13 protein-coding genes are annotated in these 14,980 nt (G+C 67.5%); 8 read left to right on the top strand and 5 right to left on the bottom strand.

Annotated features, from left to right (window positions below):
- The first annotated feature begins 171 nt into the window (after positions 1 to 171).
- Genes acsA through QXK92_RS00810 form a run of 5 tightly spaced genes read left to right on the top strand, consistent with a single transcriptional unit; the run spans position 172 to position 5,415 of the window.
- The gene (gene acsA / locus QXK92_RS00830; RefSeq protein WP_306239784.1) at positions 172 to 1,965 is read left to right on the top strand and encodes an acetate--CoA ligase; all 1,794 of its coding nucleotides are present in this window, start codon (positions 172 to 174) and stop codon (positions 1,963 to 1,965) included.
- Positions 1,962 to 2,936: a pyruvate dehydrogenase (acetyl-transferring) E1 component subunit alpha gene (gene pdhA, locus QXK92_RS00825; RefSeq protein WP_371934477.1), complete on the top strand. Its 975-nt coding sequence runs from the start codon at positions 1,962 to 1,964 to the stop codon at positions 2,934 to 2,936. Before acsA ends, pdhA begins: the two co-directional genes overlap by 4 nt.
- The gene (locus QXK92_RS00820) at positions 2,933 to 3,910 is read left to right on the top strand and encodes an alpha-ketoacid dehydrogenase subunit beta (RefSeq protein WP_306239782.1); all 978 of its coding nucleotides are present in this window, start codon (positions 2,933 to 2,935) and stop codon (positions 3,908 to 3,910) included. The genes pdhA and QXK92_RS00820 overlap by 4 nt, the downstream gene beginning before the upstream one ends.
- Positions 3,907 to 5,151: a dihydrolipoamide acetyltransferase family protein gene (locus tag QXK92_RS00815; protein ID WP_306239780.1), complete on the top strand. Its 1,245-nt coding sequence runs from the start codon at positions 3,907 to 3,909 to the stop codon at positions 5,149 to 5,151. Before QXK92_RS00820 ends, QXK92_RS00815 begins: the two co-directional genes overlap by 4 nt.
- A gap of 3 nt (positions 5,152 to 5,154) precedes the next feature.
- A complete protein-coding gene (locus tag QXK92_RS00810; RefSeq protein ID WP_306239779.1) occupies positions 5,155 to 5,415 on the top strand; it encodes a phosphopantetheine-binding protein in 261 nt (86 codons plus the stop codon).
- Here the strand turns inward: QXK92_RS00810 and QXK92_RS00805 are convergent.
- Positions 5,391 to 6,821, bottom strand: a complete 1,431-nt coding sequence (locus QXK92_RS00805) for a bifunctional lysylphosphatidylglycerol flippase/synthetase MprF (protein WP_306239778.1) — start codon at positions 6,819 to 6,821, stop codon at positions 5,391 to 5,393. The genes QXK92_RS00810 and QXK92_RS00805 overlap by 25 nt on opposite strands.
- A gap of 186 nt (positions 6,822 to 7,007) precedes the next feature.
- On the opposite strand from QXK92_RS00805, the gene QXK92_RS00800 reads away from it, so the two are divergent.
- Positions 7,008 to 7,472 (top strand): hypothetical protein, encoded by a 465-nt coding sequence (locus QXK92_RS00800; RefSeq protein WP_306239777.1) that lies wholly within the window; start codon positions 7,008 to 7,010, stop codon positions 7,470 to 7,472.
- 6 nt (positions 7,473 to 7,478) lie between these two features.
- Here the strand turns inward: QXK92_RS00800 and QXK92_RS00795 are convergent, their stop codons facing one another.
- Complete coding sequence (locus QXK92_RS00795) at positions 7,479 to 9,788, bottom strand: heavy metal translocating P-type ATPase (RefSeq protein ID WP_306244068.1); 2,310 nt, start codon at positions 9,786 to 9,788, stop codon at positions 7,479 to 7,481.
- A gap of 133 nt (positions 9,789 to 9,921) precedes the next feature.
- On the opposite strand from QXK92_RS00795, the gene QXK92_RS00790 reads away from it, so the two are divergent.
- Entirely contained in the window at positions 9,922 to 10,785 is an 864-nt protein-coding gene (locus QXK92_RS00790) for an alpha/beta fold hydrolase (protein ID WP_306239776.1), read from the top strand.
- Here QXK92_RS00790 and QXK92_RS00785 read toward each other — a convergent pair.
- From QXK92_RS00785 to QXK92_RS00775, 3 genes are read right to left on the bottom strand one after another with little or no spacing between them, the layout of a single operon-like run.
- Positions 10,782 to 11,255, bottom strand: a complete 474-nt coding sequence (locus QXK92_RS00785; RefSeq protein ID WP_306239775.1) for a nuclear transport factor 2 family protein — start codon at positions 11,253 to 11,255, stop codon at positions 10,782 to 10,784. The two genes, QXK92_RS00790 and QXK92_RS00785, sit on opposite strands and share 4 nt — an antisense overlap.
- Positions 11,256 to 11,257: 2 nt before the next feature.
- Positions 11,258 to 12,052 (bottom strand): SDR family oxidoreductase, encoded by a 795-nt coding sequence (locus QXK92_RS00780; protein WP_306239774.1) that lies wholly within the window; start codon positions 12,050 to 12,052, stop codon positions 11,258 to 11,260.
- Positions 12,049 to 13,719: a flavin-containing monooxygenase gene (locus QXK92_RS00775; protein WP_371934250.1), complete on the bottom strand. Its 1,671-nt coding sequence runs from the start codon at positions 13,717 to 13,719 to the stop codon at positions 12,049 to 12,051. Before QXK92_RS00775 ends, QXK92_RS00780 begins: the two co-directional genes overlap by 4 nt.
- Positions 13,720 to 13,793: 74 nt before the next feature.
- Between QXK92_RS00775 and QXK92_RS00770 the strand changes: the two genes are divergently transcribed.
- A complete protein-coding gene (locus QXK92_RS00770) occupies positions 13,794 to 14,978 on the top strand; it encodes an acyl-CoA dehydrogenase family protein (protein WP_306239770.1) in 1,185 nt (394 codons plus the stop codon).
- Positions 14,979 to 14,980: the final 2 nt, after the last annotated feature.

Here is a 14,980-nt window from a genome sequence, read left to right as displayed (position 1 = left end):
ACCCTGCGCCACCAGACACTCCGATGCCAGGGTCCTTGGTCACCATCGTCGCGTCACAGGACACCGGTAAGCGACGTCCGGCCGGGGTGATCGGTGACCTTGTTCCCTATTGCGCCCAGGGTTGGCGCAACAGGCTTGAGGAGCCAACACCCTGGGGATGAGGACCCGCACATGGATGTGATTCACAAGACCCCCCGCGACTACCGCGTCCAGCCCAATCTCGCCGACTACGACCAGGCCCGCGCGAACTTCCACTGGACCGATGTGCCGAATCTGTGCGAGGGAATGGGCGAAGGGAAATGCAACATCGCCTATGCCGCCGTCGACCGGCACGCGAGCGGACCCGCCGGCGCCCGCACCGCACTTCGCTTCCTCACCGAGGATGCGGCGCACGACCTGACCTATGCCGAGTTGAGTGACCGGGTGACCCGGTTCACCGGTGTGCTGCGCGCTCTGGGCATCGGCAAGGGCGACCGGGTCTTCGCCATCATGGGCCGCATCCCCGAGCTGTACATCACGATGCTGGGCGCGCTGCGAAACGGCAGCGTGGTATCACCGCTGTTCTCCGCCTTCGGGCCCGAACCGATCGCCACCCGCGTGGACATCGGGCAGGCCACCGTGCTCGTGACCACCAAGGCGATCTATCAGCGCAAGATCGCCAAGATCCACAGCCGGCTGACCTCGGTGCGACACGTCATCGTGGTGGACGACGGCACACACGGGGAGCCGCCCTCGGGAACGCTGGACTTCTGGCACTGCATGAACGCCGCCGACGCCAACGCCCCGGTCGAGCCGACGACGGCCGACGACCCGGCTCTGCTGCACTTCACCAGCGGGACCACGGGCACACCCAAAGGCGCCATCCACGTCCACGGCGCCGTCACCATGCACTACGTCACGGGGTTGTACGCGCTCGATCTCCACCCCGATGACATCTATTGGTGCACTGCGGATCCCGGCTGGGTCACTGGAACGTCCTACGGGATCATCAGCCCGCTGTTGCACGGGGTGACGTCCATCATCGACCAGGCCGAATTCGACGCCGAGCGCTGGTACCGGATCCTGCAGGACGAACGGGTTTCGGTCTGGTACACCGCGCCGACCGGTATCAGGATGCTGATCAAGGCCGGTCCGGAACTGCCGGCCCGCTTCAGTTTTCCGCACTTGCGGTTCATCGCCAGTGTGGGCGAACCGCTCAACCCCGAGGCCGTGTGGTGGGGAAAACAGGTGCTGGGCTTGCCGATTCACGACAATTGGTGGCAGACCGAGACGGGCGGCATCATGATCGCCAACACGCCCGCGTTCGACATCAAGCCGGGGTCGATGGGCCGGCCGCTGCCCGGGGTCGATGCCTGCATCGTGCGCGACAACGACGCCGTTGGCGACGAAGGCACCGTCACCGTGATCGCTGAACCGGATGTCGAGGGCGAACTGGCCCTCACACCAGGGTGGCCGTCGATGTTCCGCGGCTATCTGCACGCCGACGAGAGATACCGAAAGTGCTTCAGCAACGGGCTTTATCTCACCGGCGACCTGGCCAAGCGGGACGCCGACGGCTACTTCTGGTTTGTCGGCCGCAAAGACGACGTGATCAAGTCGGCCGGGCACCTCATCGGCCCGTTCGAGGTGGAAAGCGCACTGACCGACCATCCGGCGGTGGCCGAGGCCGCCGTCATCGGTAAACCGGACCCGACGGTCGGCTCGGTCATCAAAGCCTTCGTCACCCTCAAGGACGGCTACCAGGCCAGCGAGGAGCTCCGGCTGCAGCTGCTCGGTCATGCCCGCAAGCGTCTCGGACCTGCCGTGGCGCCCAAAGAGATCGAGTTCGCCGACTCGCTGCCGCACACCAGCAGCGGCAAGATCCTGCGGCGCTTGCTCAAGGCCCGCGAACTCGGGCTGCCCGAAGGCGATACCTCCACGATCGAACAACCGCAGCACCACCAACCTCAAGGAGCGTCGTTGTGACAGAGAAGGACCTGACGCATTCGCTGCTGTCGGACATGATCCGGGTACGCCGCATGGAAGAGAAATGCGCGGAGCTCTACAGCGCGGCCAAGATTCGCGGCTTCCTGCACCTCTACGTCGGTGAGGAAGCCGTGGCGGCGGGCTCGCTGCGGGCGTTGACCGACGACGACGCGGTGGTGGCGACCTATCGTGAGCATGCGCACGCACTGCTGCGCGGCATCCCGATGACCAGGATCATGGCCGAGATGTTCGGCAAGCAGGAAGGCTGCTCCCGCGGTCGCGGCGGGTCCATGCACCTGTTCGACGCATCCCGGCACTTCTACGGCGGCAACGCGATCGTCGCCGGCGGGCTGCCGCTGGCGGTGGGCATCGCGCTGGCCGACGCCATGCTGAAACGCAACCGAGTCACCGCGTGCTATTTCGGTGACGGAGCGGTGGCCGAGGGCGCCTTCCACGAGTCGTTGAACATGGCCGTGTTGTGGAACCTGCCGGTGCTGTTCCTGTGCGAGAACAACCTTTACGCGATGGGGACCGCGCTGGATCGCGCGCAGTCCCAGACCGACCTCACCGCCAAGGCGGCGGCCTACCGCGTCGATGCGCTGGCGGTGGACGGGATGGACGTCGAGGCATGCTACGAGGCCACCCGCAAAGGCGTGGACCACGTGCGCAGCACCGGGGGGCCGTTTTTCATCGAGTTCCGCACCTACCGGTTCCGCGCCCACTCGATGTTCGACCCGGAGTTGTACCGGGACAAGGCCGAAGTGGAGCAGTGGAACGACAAGGACCCCATCGACATGTTCGTCAAGCGACGGCGACGCGACGGACTGATCACCGATTCCGACGTGGCTGACATCGAAGCGGCGGCCGCCGCCGAGATCGCCGACGCGGTGGCCTACGCCGATGCCGGAACCCGGGAAGATGTGGCCGATCTGGCCCGCGACGTGCTCACCCCACTGGAGGCGGCGCGATGAAGACGACCTACCGCACCGCCGTTCACGACGCCATCCGCGACGCGTTGCGCGACGACTCCCGCGTGGTCCTGATGGGTGAGGACGTGGGACGCTACGGCGGGACCTACGCCGCATCCAAAGGGTTGCTGGAGGAATTCGGTGAGGACCGGGTGCGTGACACCCCGCTCTCCGAACTCGGTTTCGTCGGCATCGGTATCGGCGCCGCCCTCAACGGATTACGCCCGATCGTCGAAGTCATGACCGTGAACTTCAGCCTGCTGGCGCTCGATCAGATCGTCAATACCGCTGCGGCACTCCGTCATATGTCCGGCGGCCAGTTCTCGGTACCGATCGTGGTGCGGATGGCCACCGGGGCCGGGCGGCAACTCGCCGCGCAGCATTCGCACAGCCTGGAACCGTGGTATGCCCACATTCCGGGCATCAAGGTGCTGGCACCGGCGACCGTCGAGGACGCCTACGGCATGCTGGGACCGGCCCTGGCCGACCCGGATCCGGTGGTCATCTTCGAGCACGTCCAGCTCTACAACACCTCCACCGACATCGACACGCTGGAGCCCACGGACATCACCCGGGCGGCAGTACGCCGGGAGGGCAGCGACGTCACTCTGATCGCCTACGGCGGCTGCGTGGGCAAGGCGCTGGACGCGGCGAACGAACTGTCCCTGGCCGGAATCGACTGCGAGGTGGTGGATCTGCGCGTGCTGCGGCCGCTGGACACCGAAACGATCCTGGAGTCGGTCCGTAAGACTCACCGCGCCGTCGCGATCGACGAGGCCTGGCGCAGCGGCAGTTTGGCGGCCGAGATCTCCGCACAGATCATGGAGGGGGCGTTCTACGATCTGGACGCGCCGGTCGGCCGGGTCTGCAGCGAAGAGGTACCCATCCCGTACGCGAAACACCTTGAGGAAGCAGCACTTCCGCAGCCACACAAGATCGTCGCCGCCGTGCACGACCTGTTCGGAGATCGCTCATGATCGAGTTCAGGATGCCCGCGCTGGGCTCCGACATGGACGAAGGCACGCTCAACGAGTGGCTGGTCAAGCCCGGCGACAAGGTGACCCGCGGCCAGGTCGTCGCCGTCATCGAAACCACGAAGGCCGCGGTGGAGATCGAGTGCTGGCAGGAGGGCACCATCGACGAGCTGGTGGTCCCGGTCGGCGACACCGTGGAAGTGGGAACGGTGTTGGCCACGCTGGTGGAGGCGGGAGCGACTCCCGCGGCTCCCGTCCAGAAGGCACCGAAGAAGGCGGCCCCCAAACGCGCCCCGAAAGCGCCGCGCAAAGCCCCCCAACCGGCCGCCGCAGCGCCGGCGCCGCCCAGCGGCCCGGCTCCGGCACGGCCCAGCGGCCCGCAACACCGCCGCTGGGTCTCCCCCGCCGCGCGGCGGCTGGCGGCGAACCTGAGCGTCGACCTCGACGCGGTCAGCGGTACCGGTCCGGGGGGTGCGGTGACGATCATCGACGTCGAGCACGCCGCCGCCACCCGGCAACCGGTCAAGAAACCCGCACCGAAGCCCGCGGGCGAACGCATGTCGATGGCCGAGCGCGGCGCCGCCATGCGCCAGTCGATCGCGGCCGCCATGAGCCGGTCCAAGCGCGAGATTCCGCACTATTACCTGGCCGACGAGATCCTGATGGACACCGCGTTGACGTGGCTCACGGCACGAAATGCGCAGCGGCCCATCACCGAACGGGTACTGCCGGCCGTCCTGCAACTCAAGGCGGTCGCCCTGGCCGCACAGCGTTTCCAGGAGTTCAGCGGTTTCTGGCGCGATAGCGGCTACCAACCGGCCCCCGCCGTCCATGTCGGTGTCGCCATCTCGTTGCGCGGCGGAGGTCTGGTCGCACCCGCCATTCACGACGTCGCCGAGAAGAAACTCGACGAGTTGATGAACGACCTCACTGATCTGGTGGCGCGGGCGCGCGCCGGCTCCCTGCGCAGCTCGGAGATGTCCGACCCCACGATCACCGTCACCAACCTGGGCGACCAGGGCGTCGACACCGTGTTCGGCGTGATTTACCCGCCACAGGTCGCCCTGGTGGGCTTCGGCAAGACCACTCAGCGCGTCTGCGTCATCGACGGCGGAATCCGGGTCGTCAACGCCGTGCAGGGCACCCTGGCCGCCGATCACCGCGCCAGCGACGGGCATCGCGGTGCCCTGTTCCTGGCCGCCGTCAACGAACTACTGCAACAGCCCGACGTATTGGAGAAGTGAAGAATGACAACACAAGAAGACACTCGTGGGATTGTCCTGTCCGTGTTGACGACGATTGCACCGGAAGTTGACGCGGACGACATCACCGATGACGACCTGCTGCGCGACCAGGTCGACCTCGACTCGATGGACTGGCTCAACTTCCTGCTGGGCATCCACAAACGATTCAACGTCGACATCCCCGAGTCCGAGTACGCGTCGCTGCGCACCCTGTCCGACGTGGTCGGCTACGTCGAGAGTCACGCGCCGGCGTCAACACGGTGATGCGTCGGCCGTAGCCGGCGGCGCCTGGGTGCGAATTCCAGCGACAACAGCACCACCAGCGCACTCGGAATATGGTGGGTGCACAACACCACATACCGGCGTTCACTGAGCGCGTGGAACTTTCGCAGATAACGGTAGAGCGATTCCAGGGAGATGAACGGGTCCAGCAGGTGGATCAGCCGGTAGGCGATGCGCTGCAGTATTCCGGGGTGGGCGGCGTCGAACACTTCCGGAAAGGCCGCGAAGGCCAGCGAAAGGCGCCGTGCATGAACGCTTTTCGCGGCGGCGATCATGTCGACGGTGAGCCGCTCGTCGATGCCGTTGGGGGCGTCGGGCCGACGGTACGGCGCATCGAGGGTGATTTCGGACCCCGCTCCGGCGCTGGCGTAACGGTGGAAGGCGACCGCGCGCCCGGCACTGTCGCGGGCGATGGCCAATGCGACGCCAGGGCAACGACCTTGCAGTGCTCCGTCGAGGTTCATGCAGAACCCGCGCTCGGTGCGCACCCCGCCGTGTGATGCATAGAGCACCTCACTCAGTTCGGAAACCAGGCGCGCGTCCAGATCTCGCTCGTCGATGATCTCCGTGGTGACACCACGATTGCGGGTGCGCTGCACGGCCTGGCGCAGATTGCGGTAGCGGCGGCCGGTCAGACTGAAATGCTCGACGTCGACCACCACATCGCGCCCGATCGGGACCGCCAGCATCGCCTGCCCGATCAGCTCCCTGGTCCACAGACCGAGGTAGCGCTGCGCACCCGCCAGGACGACGACCCGCCAGCCCCGCGATCGGCACATAACGGCGAAATCGATTGCCAGCCGCTCGAATTGCGTCTTATCGCCGATTGGATCGCCGCTGACAACGGCGAATCCCAGCCGCGTCCGGTACGCGATCGCGGCGGTGCCGGTGGCATTGAAGTAGTAGCTCTTGAGCGAGTGCATGGCGAAGGGTGCCAGCGGGTCTGCTTCGGTGGCATCGACAAGCGCCCACACCCGCTGCAACAACTCCGGTTGCGGCTCGGCCGAAGTGGGCCACATCAGCACCAGCCCACTGGCGGCGACCAGCACGTTGCCCCACCCGCCAAAGGCCAGGAAGTGAGCGAACAGGCCCGCCGAGAGCAGCGCCGCCGAGCCGACCATGTGCCGCGGGGTGACCGGTCGCCCCAGGAACACCCCGCGCGCGATGAGCACCACGGCCGCCAGCAGGGCAACCGACCACCCGAACCGGCCCTCGGCATACCAGTTCGCGGCCGGGCGGTCATGCATGGTCACCACGATCAACCAACCCGCAACGCAGACCAGCAGCAGCGAACTCGCCAGCCGGGCCGAGCGGCGGTCGGTCCGCAGGATGATGCGTTCAGACGCGAGCGCGGCGGCGGCGCGGTGCGGGCGCTGACTGACTTTCATGCCGGACTCCTTGTCATGGCAAACGGTATCTGTCCAGGTGGTCCGGGTCGTGAGGCTTTAGTCCCCAAACCGGTTGCCGGCGACCAATGTCCGTTCGGTTCGGGACTTCGGTCCCTCCCGTACGGCCGCTCCCGGTGCTCAGATGGTGGTATGGGAGACGAGTGTCTCCCTTCGGGAGGTATCGAAATGAGCACCACACCACTGCAGCCCCGCACGCGTGACTTCGCCCGCGTACTCGGCCCTTACTTCGCCATCATCGGCATCACGACGGTCTCGCGCGGATCCGAAATGCGCGCTCTGCTCACCGGTTTCGAGTCCAGTCCGGTCTGGTTCTGGGTCACCGGTGCGCTGGTACTCCTTGTCGGCCTGGCAATCGTGGGACTGCACCCCTACTGGCGGGGCGCGGCGGCGATCATAGTTTCGGTGATGGGCTGGGCCATCACGCTTCGCGGAACGATGTTGCTCGCTTTCCCGAAGGCGTTCATGGCCGCCGCCAACGCCACGATCGGTATGGACGGCATGTGGATCACGGCCAGCATCCTGCTCGCGGTGGCCGGGTTGTACCTGACCTACGTCGGCTGGCGTCCCACGCCGGCCGCACCCGAGCCGAAAACCGAAGCGGCGCCACGGGATCTGCCGCGCGCGGCGTGACGGGGTTCACTCCTCCGGCACGTTGTCGTCCTCGGCGAGGGTGAAGTAGTTCTCCTCTTCCTGGACGAAGTGCAGCCGCAGCAGGGTGTACAGCCCGTACAGGCACGCCAGTAGGTCGTCGACCTGGTCGGGCTGTATCGCACCGGCGGCCTGCGCCTCGGTCAGATGGGTGCCGATGCGGTCGGCGAGTCGCCTGATCTCGGCGTGGGTGCGGCTCATCGTGGCGGTCGCTTCGCTGCTGCCGAGCGGACGGGCCAGCGCCGGGTAGAGCTGTGTCTCTTCGGCCTCTTCGTGCGGCAGTATCCGGTCGACCAACAGAGAGTGCACGGCGGCCAAGGACTCCACCGGCAAGGCATCTCTACTGGTGGCCAGGTGGTTGGCGCTCTCGCGCAGTAGGCCGAGGGTGTCGCGCAGGGCGTCGTGTTCGGCCGCGAAGCGCAACAGCATCCGCTCGGTTTCTGGGTCAACCTGCATATCGTTGGCGGGATTGCCGCGCAGCGCCCGCAGCGCGTTGAGGATCACCGCAACGTCGATCCCCTCCTGCAAGAGCGCACCCGCGGCGGGCGGCAGCCAGCCCAGCGCGGCGATCACCATCGCAATCAGCGACAGGCTCATGCCGACGACGGCGCTCTGCACGGCGATGCGCCGTGACCACCGGGCAATATCCATCGCGTCGGCGAGCCGGTCCAGGCGGTCGGTGGTCAGCACGATGTCGGCAGCCTCCGAGGACGCGGTGGCACCGCGCGCGCCCATCGCGACGCCGACGGTGGCCGCGGCCAGTGCGGGAGCATCGTTGATGCCGTCGCCGACCATCACCGTCACGGCACGTTCGCTCTCCTCACGGACCGCGGCGAACTTGTCCTCCGGCGTCTGGTCCGCACGGACCTCGTCCAGTCCCAGGATGTTGGCGACGTCACGGGTGGGTTCGGCACGGTCGCCGGTGAGCATCAGCAACCGTTCGAGTCCGGCTTCGCGCAACCGCCGCACCGTCCGCGGCGCATGCCGGCGCAACGGATCGCGCAGCAATACCGCTCCCGCCGCGGCGCCGTCCACACTGACCCAGGCGATTCCGGCCCCGTCCAGCCGGGCGCGACTGACCGCTGCGGTGGTCCACGCGCCGTCCAGATCGCCGGCGGGCAACTTCCCGACCATGACCCGATGCCCGTCCACCGTCGCGGTCACGCCGCTGCCCGGCTGTTCGACCACCTCGGTGGGCAGGCTCAACCGCAGCTTGCGGCCGAGTGCTTCGGTGACGATGGCTTCGGCCAGGACGTGCGGGGAGAACTGGTCCACCGAGGCGCCCAACCGCAATACTTCGGCTGCCTCGCGCCCCGGTCCCGCCACCACGTCGACCACCGTCGGCCGTCCCATCGTCAGGGTGCCGGTCTTGTCCATCACCAGCGTCTTGGCGTGGCCGAGGTTCTCCAGCGCTCCCCCGCCGCGGATCACCACCCCGGCCCGCGAGGCGCGGGACAGTCCGGAGACGATGGCCACCGGCGCGGCCAGCAGCAACGGACACGGTGTCGCCACCACCAGCACCGCGACGGCGCGTACCGCCGATCCACTGACGAACCACGCGGCACCGGCCACCAGCAACGTCAACGGGAGGAACCAGACCGCGAAACGGTCGGCCAGCCGGACGATCGGCGCGTTCAGCGCGCCCGCCTGCTGCGCCAACCGGACGATGCCGGCATAGGTGCTGTCGGCGGCGGTCGCGTGAGCCTGGAACTCAAAAGCGTTGCCCGCGTTCACCACACCGCTGCGGACCATGTCACCGGCCGGGCGTTCGACCAGCAGCGGCTCGCCGGTCAGCGCGGACTCGTCGAGCACCGCGACCTGATCGGTGACCCGCCCATCCACGGGCACCACCTCGCCGGGTCCGACCACCAGCACATCGCCGACCGCCACCTCGGCCAGATCGATCATGCTGACCTGCGTCCCGACCCGCCGCCGTGCGAATCGCGGTGCGCGGTCCAGCAGCGCCCGCAGGTCCCGCGATGCCCGGCGCTCGGCGGCCGAGTCCAGCGCCCTGCCGCCGGCGAACATCACCGCGATCAGCGCGCCGGCCAGGTACTCGTGCACCCACAGCGTCCCGACCAGCGAGAGCACCGCGATGACGTCCACACCGACGCGGCCCCGGCGCAACGCGGCCAGCACCCACACCGATGCGGGCACGATCGCACTGACGGTGCCCGCGATCCAGCACGCGTCGGCCACGGCCCGCCAACCGGCCAACCAGGCGACGCCGCCGAGGGCCAACGCGCCGACGGCGAACACCGTCAACACGGGCCCGGTGAGCAGCCGCAACCGGGCCATCAGACGCTCTCGCGACGATTCTGTGGCGGTCTGCACTGCAGTCCCTTCTCCTAGCCGGCCGGTCTCGAACTTAGTCCGCCGCGGCCGGGACGCCCACTGCCGCTCGGCGCGCCGGCATGGCACAGTGAGACACGTGTCTGACAGTCCCGAAACATCCCGGCCGGACCTGCGTGAAATCGATACTCCGGTAGGCACTTTGCGCTACTACGACCACGGCGACGGCCCGGTGGTGCTGTTCCTGCACGGATCGGGCCCCGGCGTCAGCGGCTGGCGCAACTTTCGTGGCGTGCTGCCGACCTTCGCCGAGCAGTTCCGGTGCCTGATCCTGGAATTCCCCGGATTCGGGGTGACCGCCGACTTCGGCGGTCACCCGATGATCACCGCCCAGGGAGTGGTGGCACCGTTTCTGGACGCGCTCGGGGTGGAACGTGTCCATATCGTCGGCAACTCGATGGGCGGCGGCGTCGGCATCAATTTCGCCATCCGGTACGCCGACCGGATCGACCGGCTGGTGACGATCGGCGGAATCGGCACCAACACCTTCAGCCCCGGGCCGAGCGAGGGCATCCGGCTGTTGCAGGAGTTCACCGAGGACCCCACCCGGCAACGGCTGGTCGACTGGCTCAAGTCGATGGTCTATGACCAGTCACTGGTCACCGACGAACTGATCGAGGAGCGCTGGCAGTTGGCCACCGGCCCCGAGACGCTGGCCTCCGCGCGTCGCATGTACGGCAAGGCCGCATACGCGGCGATGATGGCGGCGATGGGTGCGACCGACCGCCCGATGCCGTGGGCGGTCATGCACAAGGTGGCCGCCCCCACGCTGCTGACGTGGGGACGCGACGACCGGGTGAGTCCCCTGGACATGGCGATCATCCCGATGCGCACCATCCCCAACGCCGAGCTGCATGTGTTCCCCAACTGCGGGCACTGGGCGATGATCGAGGCCAAGGCCGCGTTCGAGAGCACGGTCCTGGCGTTCTTGAATCGGGGTTAAGCGCCGTTCCACGCTTTGGCCAGCAAGGCGTGGGCATCGGGGTTCCCGTCGAGCACGCGGCTGGTGCGGATGCCGATCCGCCACTGCCCGTCGATGCGGCGCAGCGCGAAATGGTTTGCGGTAGCCCGCCATACGCGGTAGCCGTCGCCGTCGCGGACGAGCACCAACGACTCGCAGACTGCCTCCGCGTCGTCGCCGTTGACCGTCACCACCACCGGTCCCAGGAAATGGCTGCATCCGTGCGCCACCATCTTCTGGTGCGCGCTGGAGTCGGCCATGGCGCGCACCTCGTCGCGGCCCTGCATCCGCATCAGGTCGATGTCGTAGACGCCGTCCTGGGCCCACAGGCGCGCCGCCGCGTCGGCGTCGCCCGCATCCACCGCCGGGCCGTAGGAGGCGATCAACCGGGCGATGTCGCGTTCGTCTTCCAGTAGGCGCACACGGGCGAGCAGGTCTTCGATGTCGGTCATGCCTACTTCCCGCCGCCCAGTAGGGCCTGAACGCGGCTGTGCGCGCCCAGGACGATCGCGGCCCGGTCAGGTCCGCTGCCCCACCGGAACGCGGCTGCGTTGTCACCGGCGACGAGCACCGGGCCGTTGGGCAGATTCGCCAATCCCTCGCGGGCCACGTCGGCCGGCTCCGACACCATCAGACCGGGTACATCGAAATTCAACCCGGCACGCTCCATCGCCGGGGTGCGGGTGACGCCCAGCAGGAGCTCCAGCACGTCGACACCGTACTCGCGGAGCTCGAGCCACAGGCTCTCGGCGAAGAGCCGGCCGAAAGCCTTGACCCCGGCGTAGGCCGACTGCTGCATCGACCCGTACGTGGCGGCCAGGGAGCCGACCAGGATGATGCCGCCGCGGCGCCGCTCCCGCATCGGGCGGCCGAAATGCCGGACCAGCTCCAGCATCCGGGTCACGTTGAGGTCGATGACGTTCTGGACGTCCGTCGGCTCGGCGTCGAGAAACTCAGCGCGGCAGGTGTTGGCTCCTGCATTGTAGATCAACAGCCCGACCTCCAGGTCGGCGGTGTCGGTGGCGATCCGGGAGATCGATTCGGGCGCAAGCAGATCCACGGCGATCGTGCGCACCTGCGCGCCGAGGTCGCGGCAGCGGCGCGCCGTTTCCTCCAGCGGGGACGGCTTGCGCGCGATCAGCACCAGGTTGACCCCGTCCTGCGCCAGCTGCGCGGCGAACTCCGCCCCGACGCCCTCCGAGCCCCCGGCGATCACCGCCCAAGGCCCGTACCGTGCCGCGTCCGTCATGGCGTTCCCGGCTTCTTGACGAGTTCGAACCCCTTGTAGCCGGCATCGGCGACCTCGGCGCAAATCTGGTTGTAGGTGGCGAAGCCACCGATGAACAGCATGAAACCCCTGGGCTTGCCGGGCACATTGGCGCCCATGTACCACGAGTTGGCCTTGGTGAACAACGTCGCGTCGGCCAGTCGCGCACATTCGGCGCCCCAGCTGTCCACTGCCTCGGCGCCGGCTTCTATTGCGGCGTAGCCGTGGTTGTCCAGGTATTCGACGGCGTCGGCGATCCAGTTCACCTGCGCCTCGGCGTGCAACACCATGTTCGCCAGCACGGCTGGCGCCCCCGGCCCGGAGATCACGAACAGGTTGGGAAAGCCGTCGACACCCAGTCCGAGGTAACTACACGGCCCGTGGGCCCACCGATCGCGCAGCCTGGCGCCGCCGCGTCCGGCGATGTCGATCTTCGCCAGAGCCCCGGTGAGCGCGTCGAAACCGGTTGCCAGGACGATCATGTCGAGGTCGTAATGCCGGTCGGTGGTGTTGATGCCGGTGCTGTCCACCGAATCGATTGGGGTGTCACGCACACTGACCAGTGTCACAGTGGGCTTGTTGAAGGTCTGAAAGTAGTTGCTGTCGGTGCATATTCGCTTGGTTCCGATCGGATGGTCGGTTGGGATCAGCAGGTCGGCGACCGTCGGGTCGTCGATGACGGCGCGGATCTTCTCTTCGTAGAACTCGCGGGCCGCGTCGTTGGCGGCCGGGTCGACCGTCTGGTCGGGGAAGGTCTTGGAGTACAAGACTCCACCTAGCTGCCAACGCTTTTCGAATGCCGCGCGGCGCTCTTCGGCACTGAACTCCATGGCCGGCTTGGCCGCGGTGAGGTGCGGCGATCCACCGCCGCTGCGCCACGACAGCCGGCGCCGCTCCGCGTACCCGCGTTTGATTTCGTCGAGTTCTTCGCCGGACAGCGTTTTGTTGCCTGCCGGAACGCTGAAGTTGGGGGTGCGCTGGAAAACGGTCAGGTGCGCGGCCTGCTCGGCGATGATCGGAATCGATTGAATACCAGAGGATCCGGTGCCGATCACGGCCACCCGCTTACCGGTGAAGTCGACGGGTTCGTGTGGCCAGCGCGCGGTGTGGTAGACCTCGCCCGCGAACGTGTCCAATCCCGGGAACTCGGGGGTCATGGCATCCGAGAGCGGACCCGTCGCCATCAGCACGAAGCGTGCCTCGATCCGTTGCCCGGTGTCGGTGGTGACCGTCCAGCGCAGCGCGTCCTCGTCGAACACCGCGGCGGCGACGCGGATGTTGAACGCGATATCGCGGCGCAGGTCGAGTTTGTCGGCGACCCAGTTCAGGTAGCGCAGGATCTCGGCCTGGGTCGCGTACTTCTCGGTCCAGTTCCATTCCTGCTGGAGCTCGTCGGAGAACGAGTAGCAGTAGTCGACGCTCTCCACGTCGCAGCGGGCGCCGGGATACCGGTTGTAGTACCAGGTGCCGCCGAGTTCCGGGGCGGCCTCGACCACCCGCACCTGCAGGCCCCGGGCGCGCAGTGTGTGCAGGGCGTACAGGCCGGCGAATCCCGCGCCCACCACCAATGCGTCTAAAGGGTGCTCACCGTTCACAAGAACCCACGGTAGGTCGTCGTGCTCGCCCAGACCTAGCAGGTTCCCGGTCATTGGGCCGTGGGGGCGATTTCGGCGACCGGCTGAGGTAAACCAGAAAGTAGCCCACCGAACGTTAGGACGACAGCATGAGCGAGCGGGTACTCGACCGGGTAGTGGAGATGGCGGACCAACTGCGCGAGCAGGGGCCGGAGGCCGAGCGCATCGGCCGGCTCACCGACGACACCGTCAAGATGATGAAGGCCGCCGGGCTGATCCGGTTGCTACAGACCAAGCAGTACCAAGGTTTCGAGGTACACCCGCGCGAGTTCGCCGAGACGACGATGGCCACTGCGGCACTCGACCCGGCGGCCGGCTGGATCGTCGGCGTGGTGGGCGTGCACCCGTACCAGTTGGCCTATGCCGACCCGAAGGTGTCCGCCGAGATCTGGGCCGACGACGTCGACACCTGGATGGCTTCTCCCTATGCACCGCAGGGCGTGGCCCGGCCCGTCGAGGGAGGATATGTCTTCAACGGGCGCTGGCAGTTCAGCTCGGGGACCGACCATTGCGACTGGATCATCCTGGGCGCGATGCTCGCCGACGCCAAAGGCGTTCCGCTGATGCCGCCCCGGATGCTGCATATGATCCTGCCGCGCAAGGACTACGAGATTGTCGACGACTCGTGGGATGTGGTGGGGCTGCGCGGCACCGGCTCCAAGGACGTCATCGTCAAGGACGCATTCGTACCGAGCTACCGGACCATGGACGCGACGAAGGTCATGGATGGCACCGCGCAACGCGAGGCCGGCATGACCGAGCCGTTGTACCTGATGCCGTGGTCGACGATGTTTCCCCTGGGCATCTCCGCGGCGACCATCGGCATCGCCGAAGGCGCACTGGCCGCACACCTGGACTACCAACGGGAACGCGTCGGCGCCACCGGAACCGCGATCAAGGACGACCCCTACGTGATGTATGCGATCGGCGAGGCCGCCGCCGACATCAACGCCGCCCGCCAGGAACTGCTGGCCAACGCCGACCGCATCTACGACATGGTGGCCGCCGGCAAAGAGGTGTCGTTCGCCGACCGCGCGGCCGGACGCCGCACCCAGGTGCGCGCGGTGTGGCGCGCGGTGTCCGCCGTCGACGAGATCTTCGCCCGCTCCGGCGGCAACGCCGCGCGGATGGACAAGCCCCTGCAGCGGTACTGGCGCGACGTACATGTCGGCCAGTTGCACGCGATCCATGTGCCCGGCTCCACCTACCACGCCTCTGCGCTGAGTTCGTTCGGCGTCGAGCCACCTATGGGGCCGCTGCGCGCGCTGATCTAGGA

Source organism: Mycobacterium sp. TY815 (assembly GCF_030755135.1).
Taxonomy (GTDB): domain Bacteria; phylum Actinomycetota; class Actinomycetes; order Mycobacteriales; family Mycobacteriaceae; genus Mycobacterium.
Note: the sequence above shows the minus strand (reverse complement) of the source record. Positions and strands in the feature narration are given on the sequence as shown.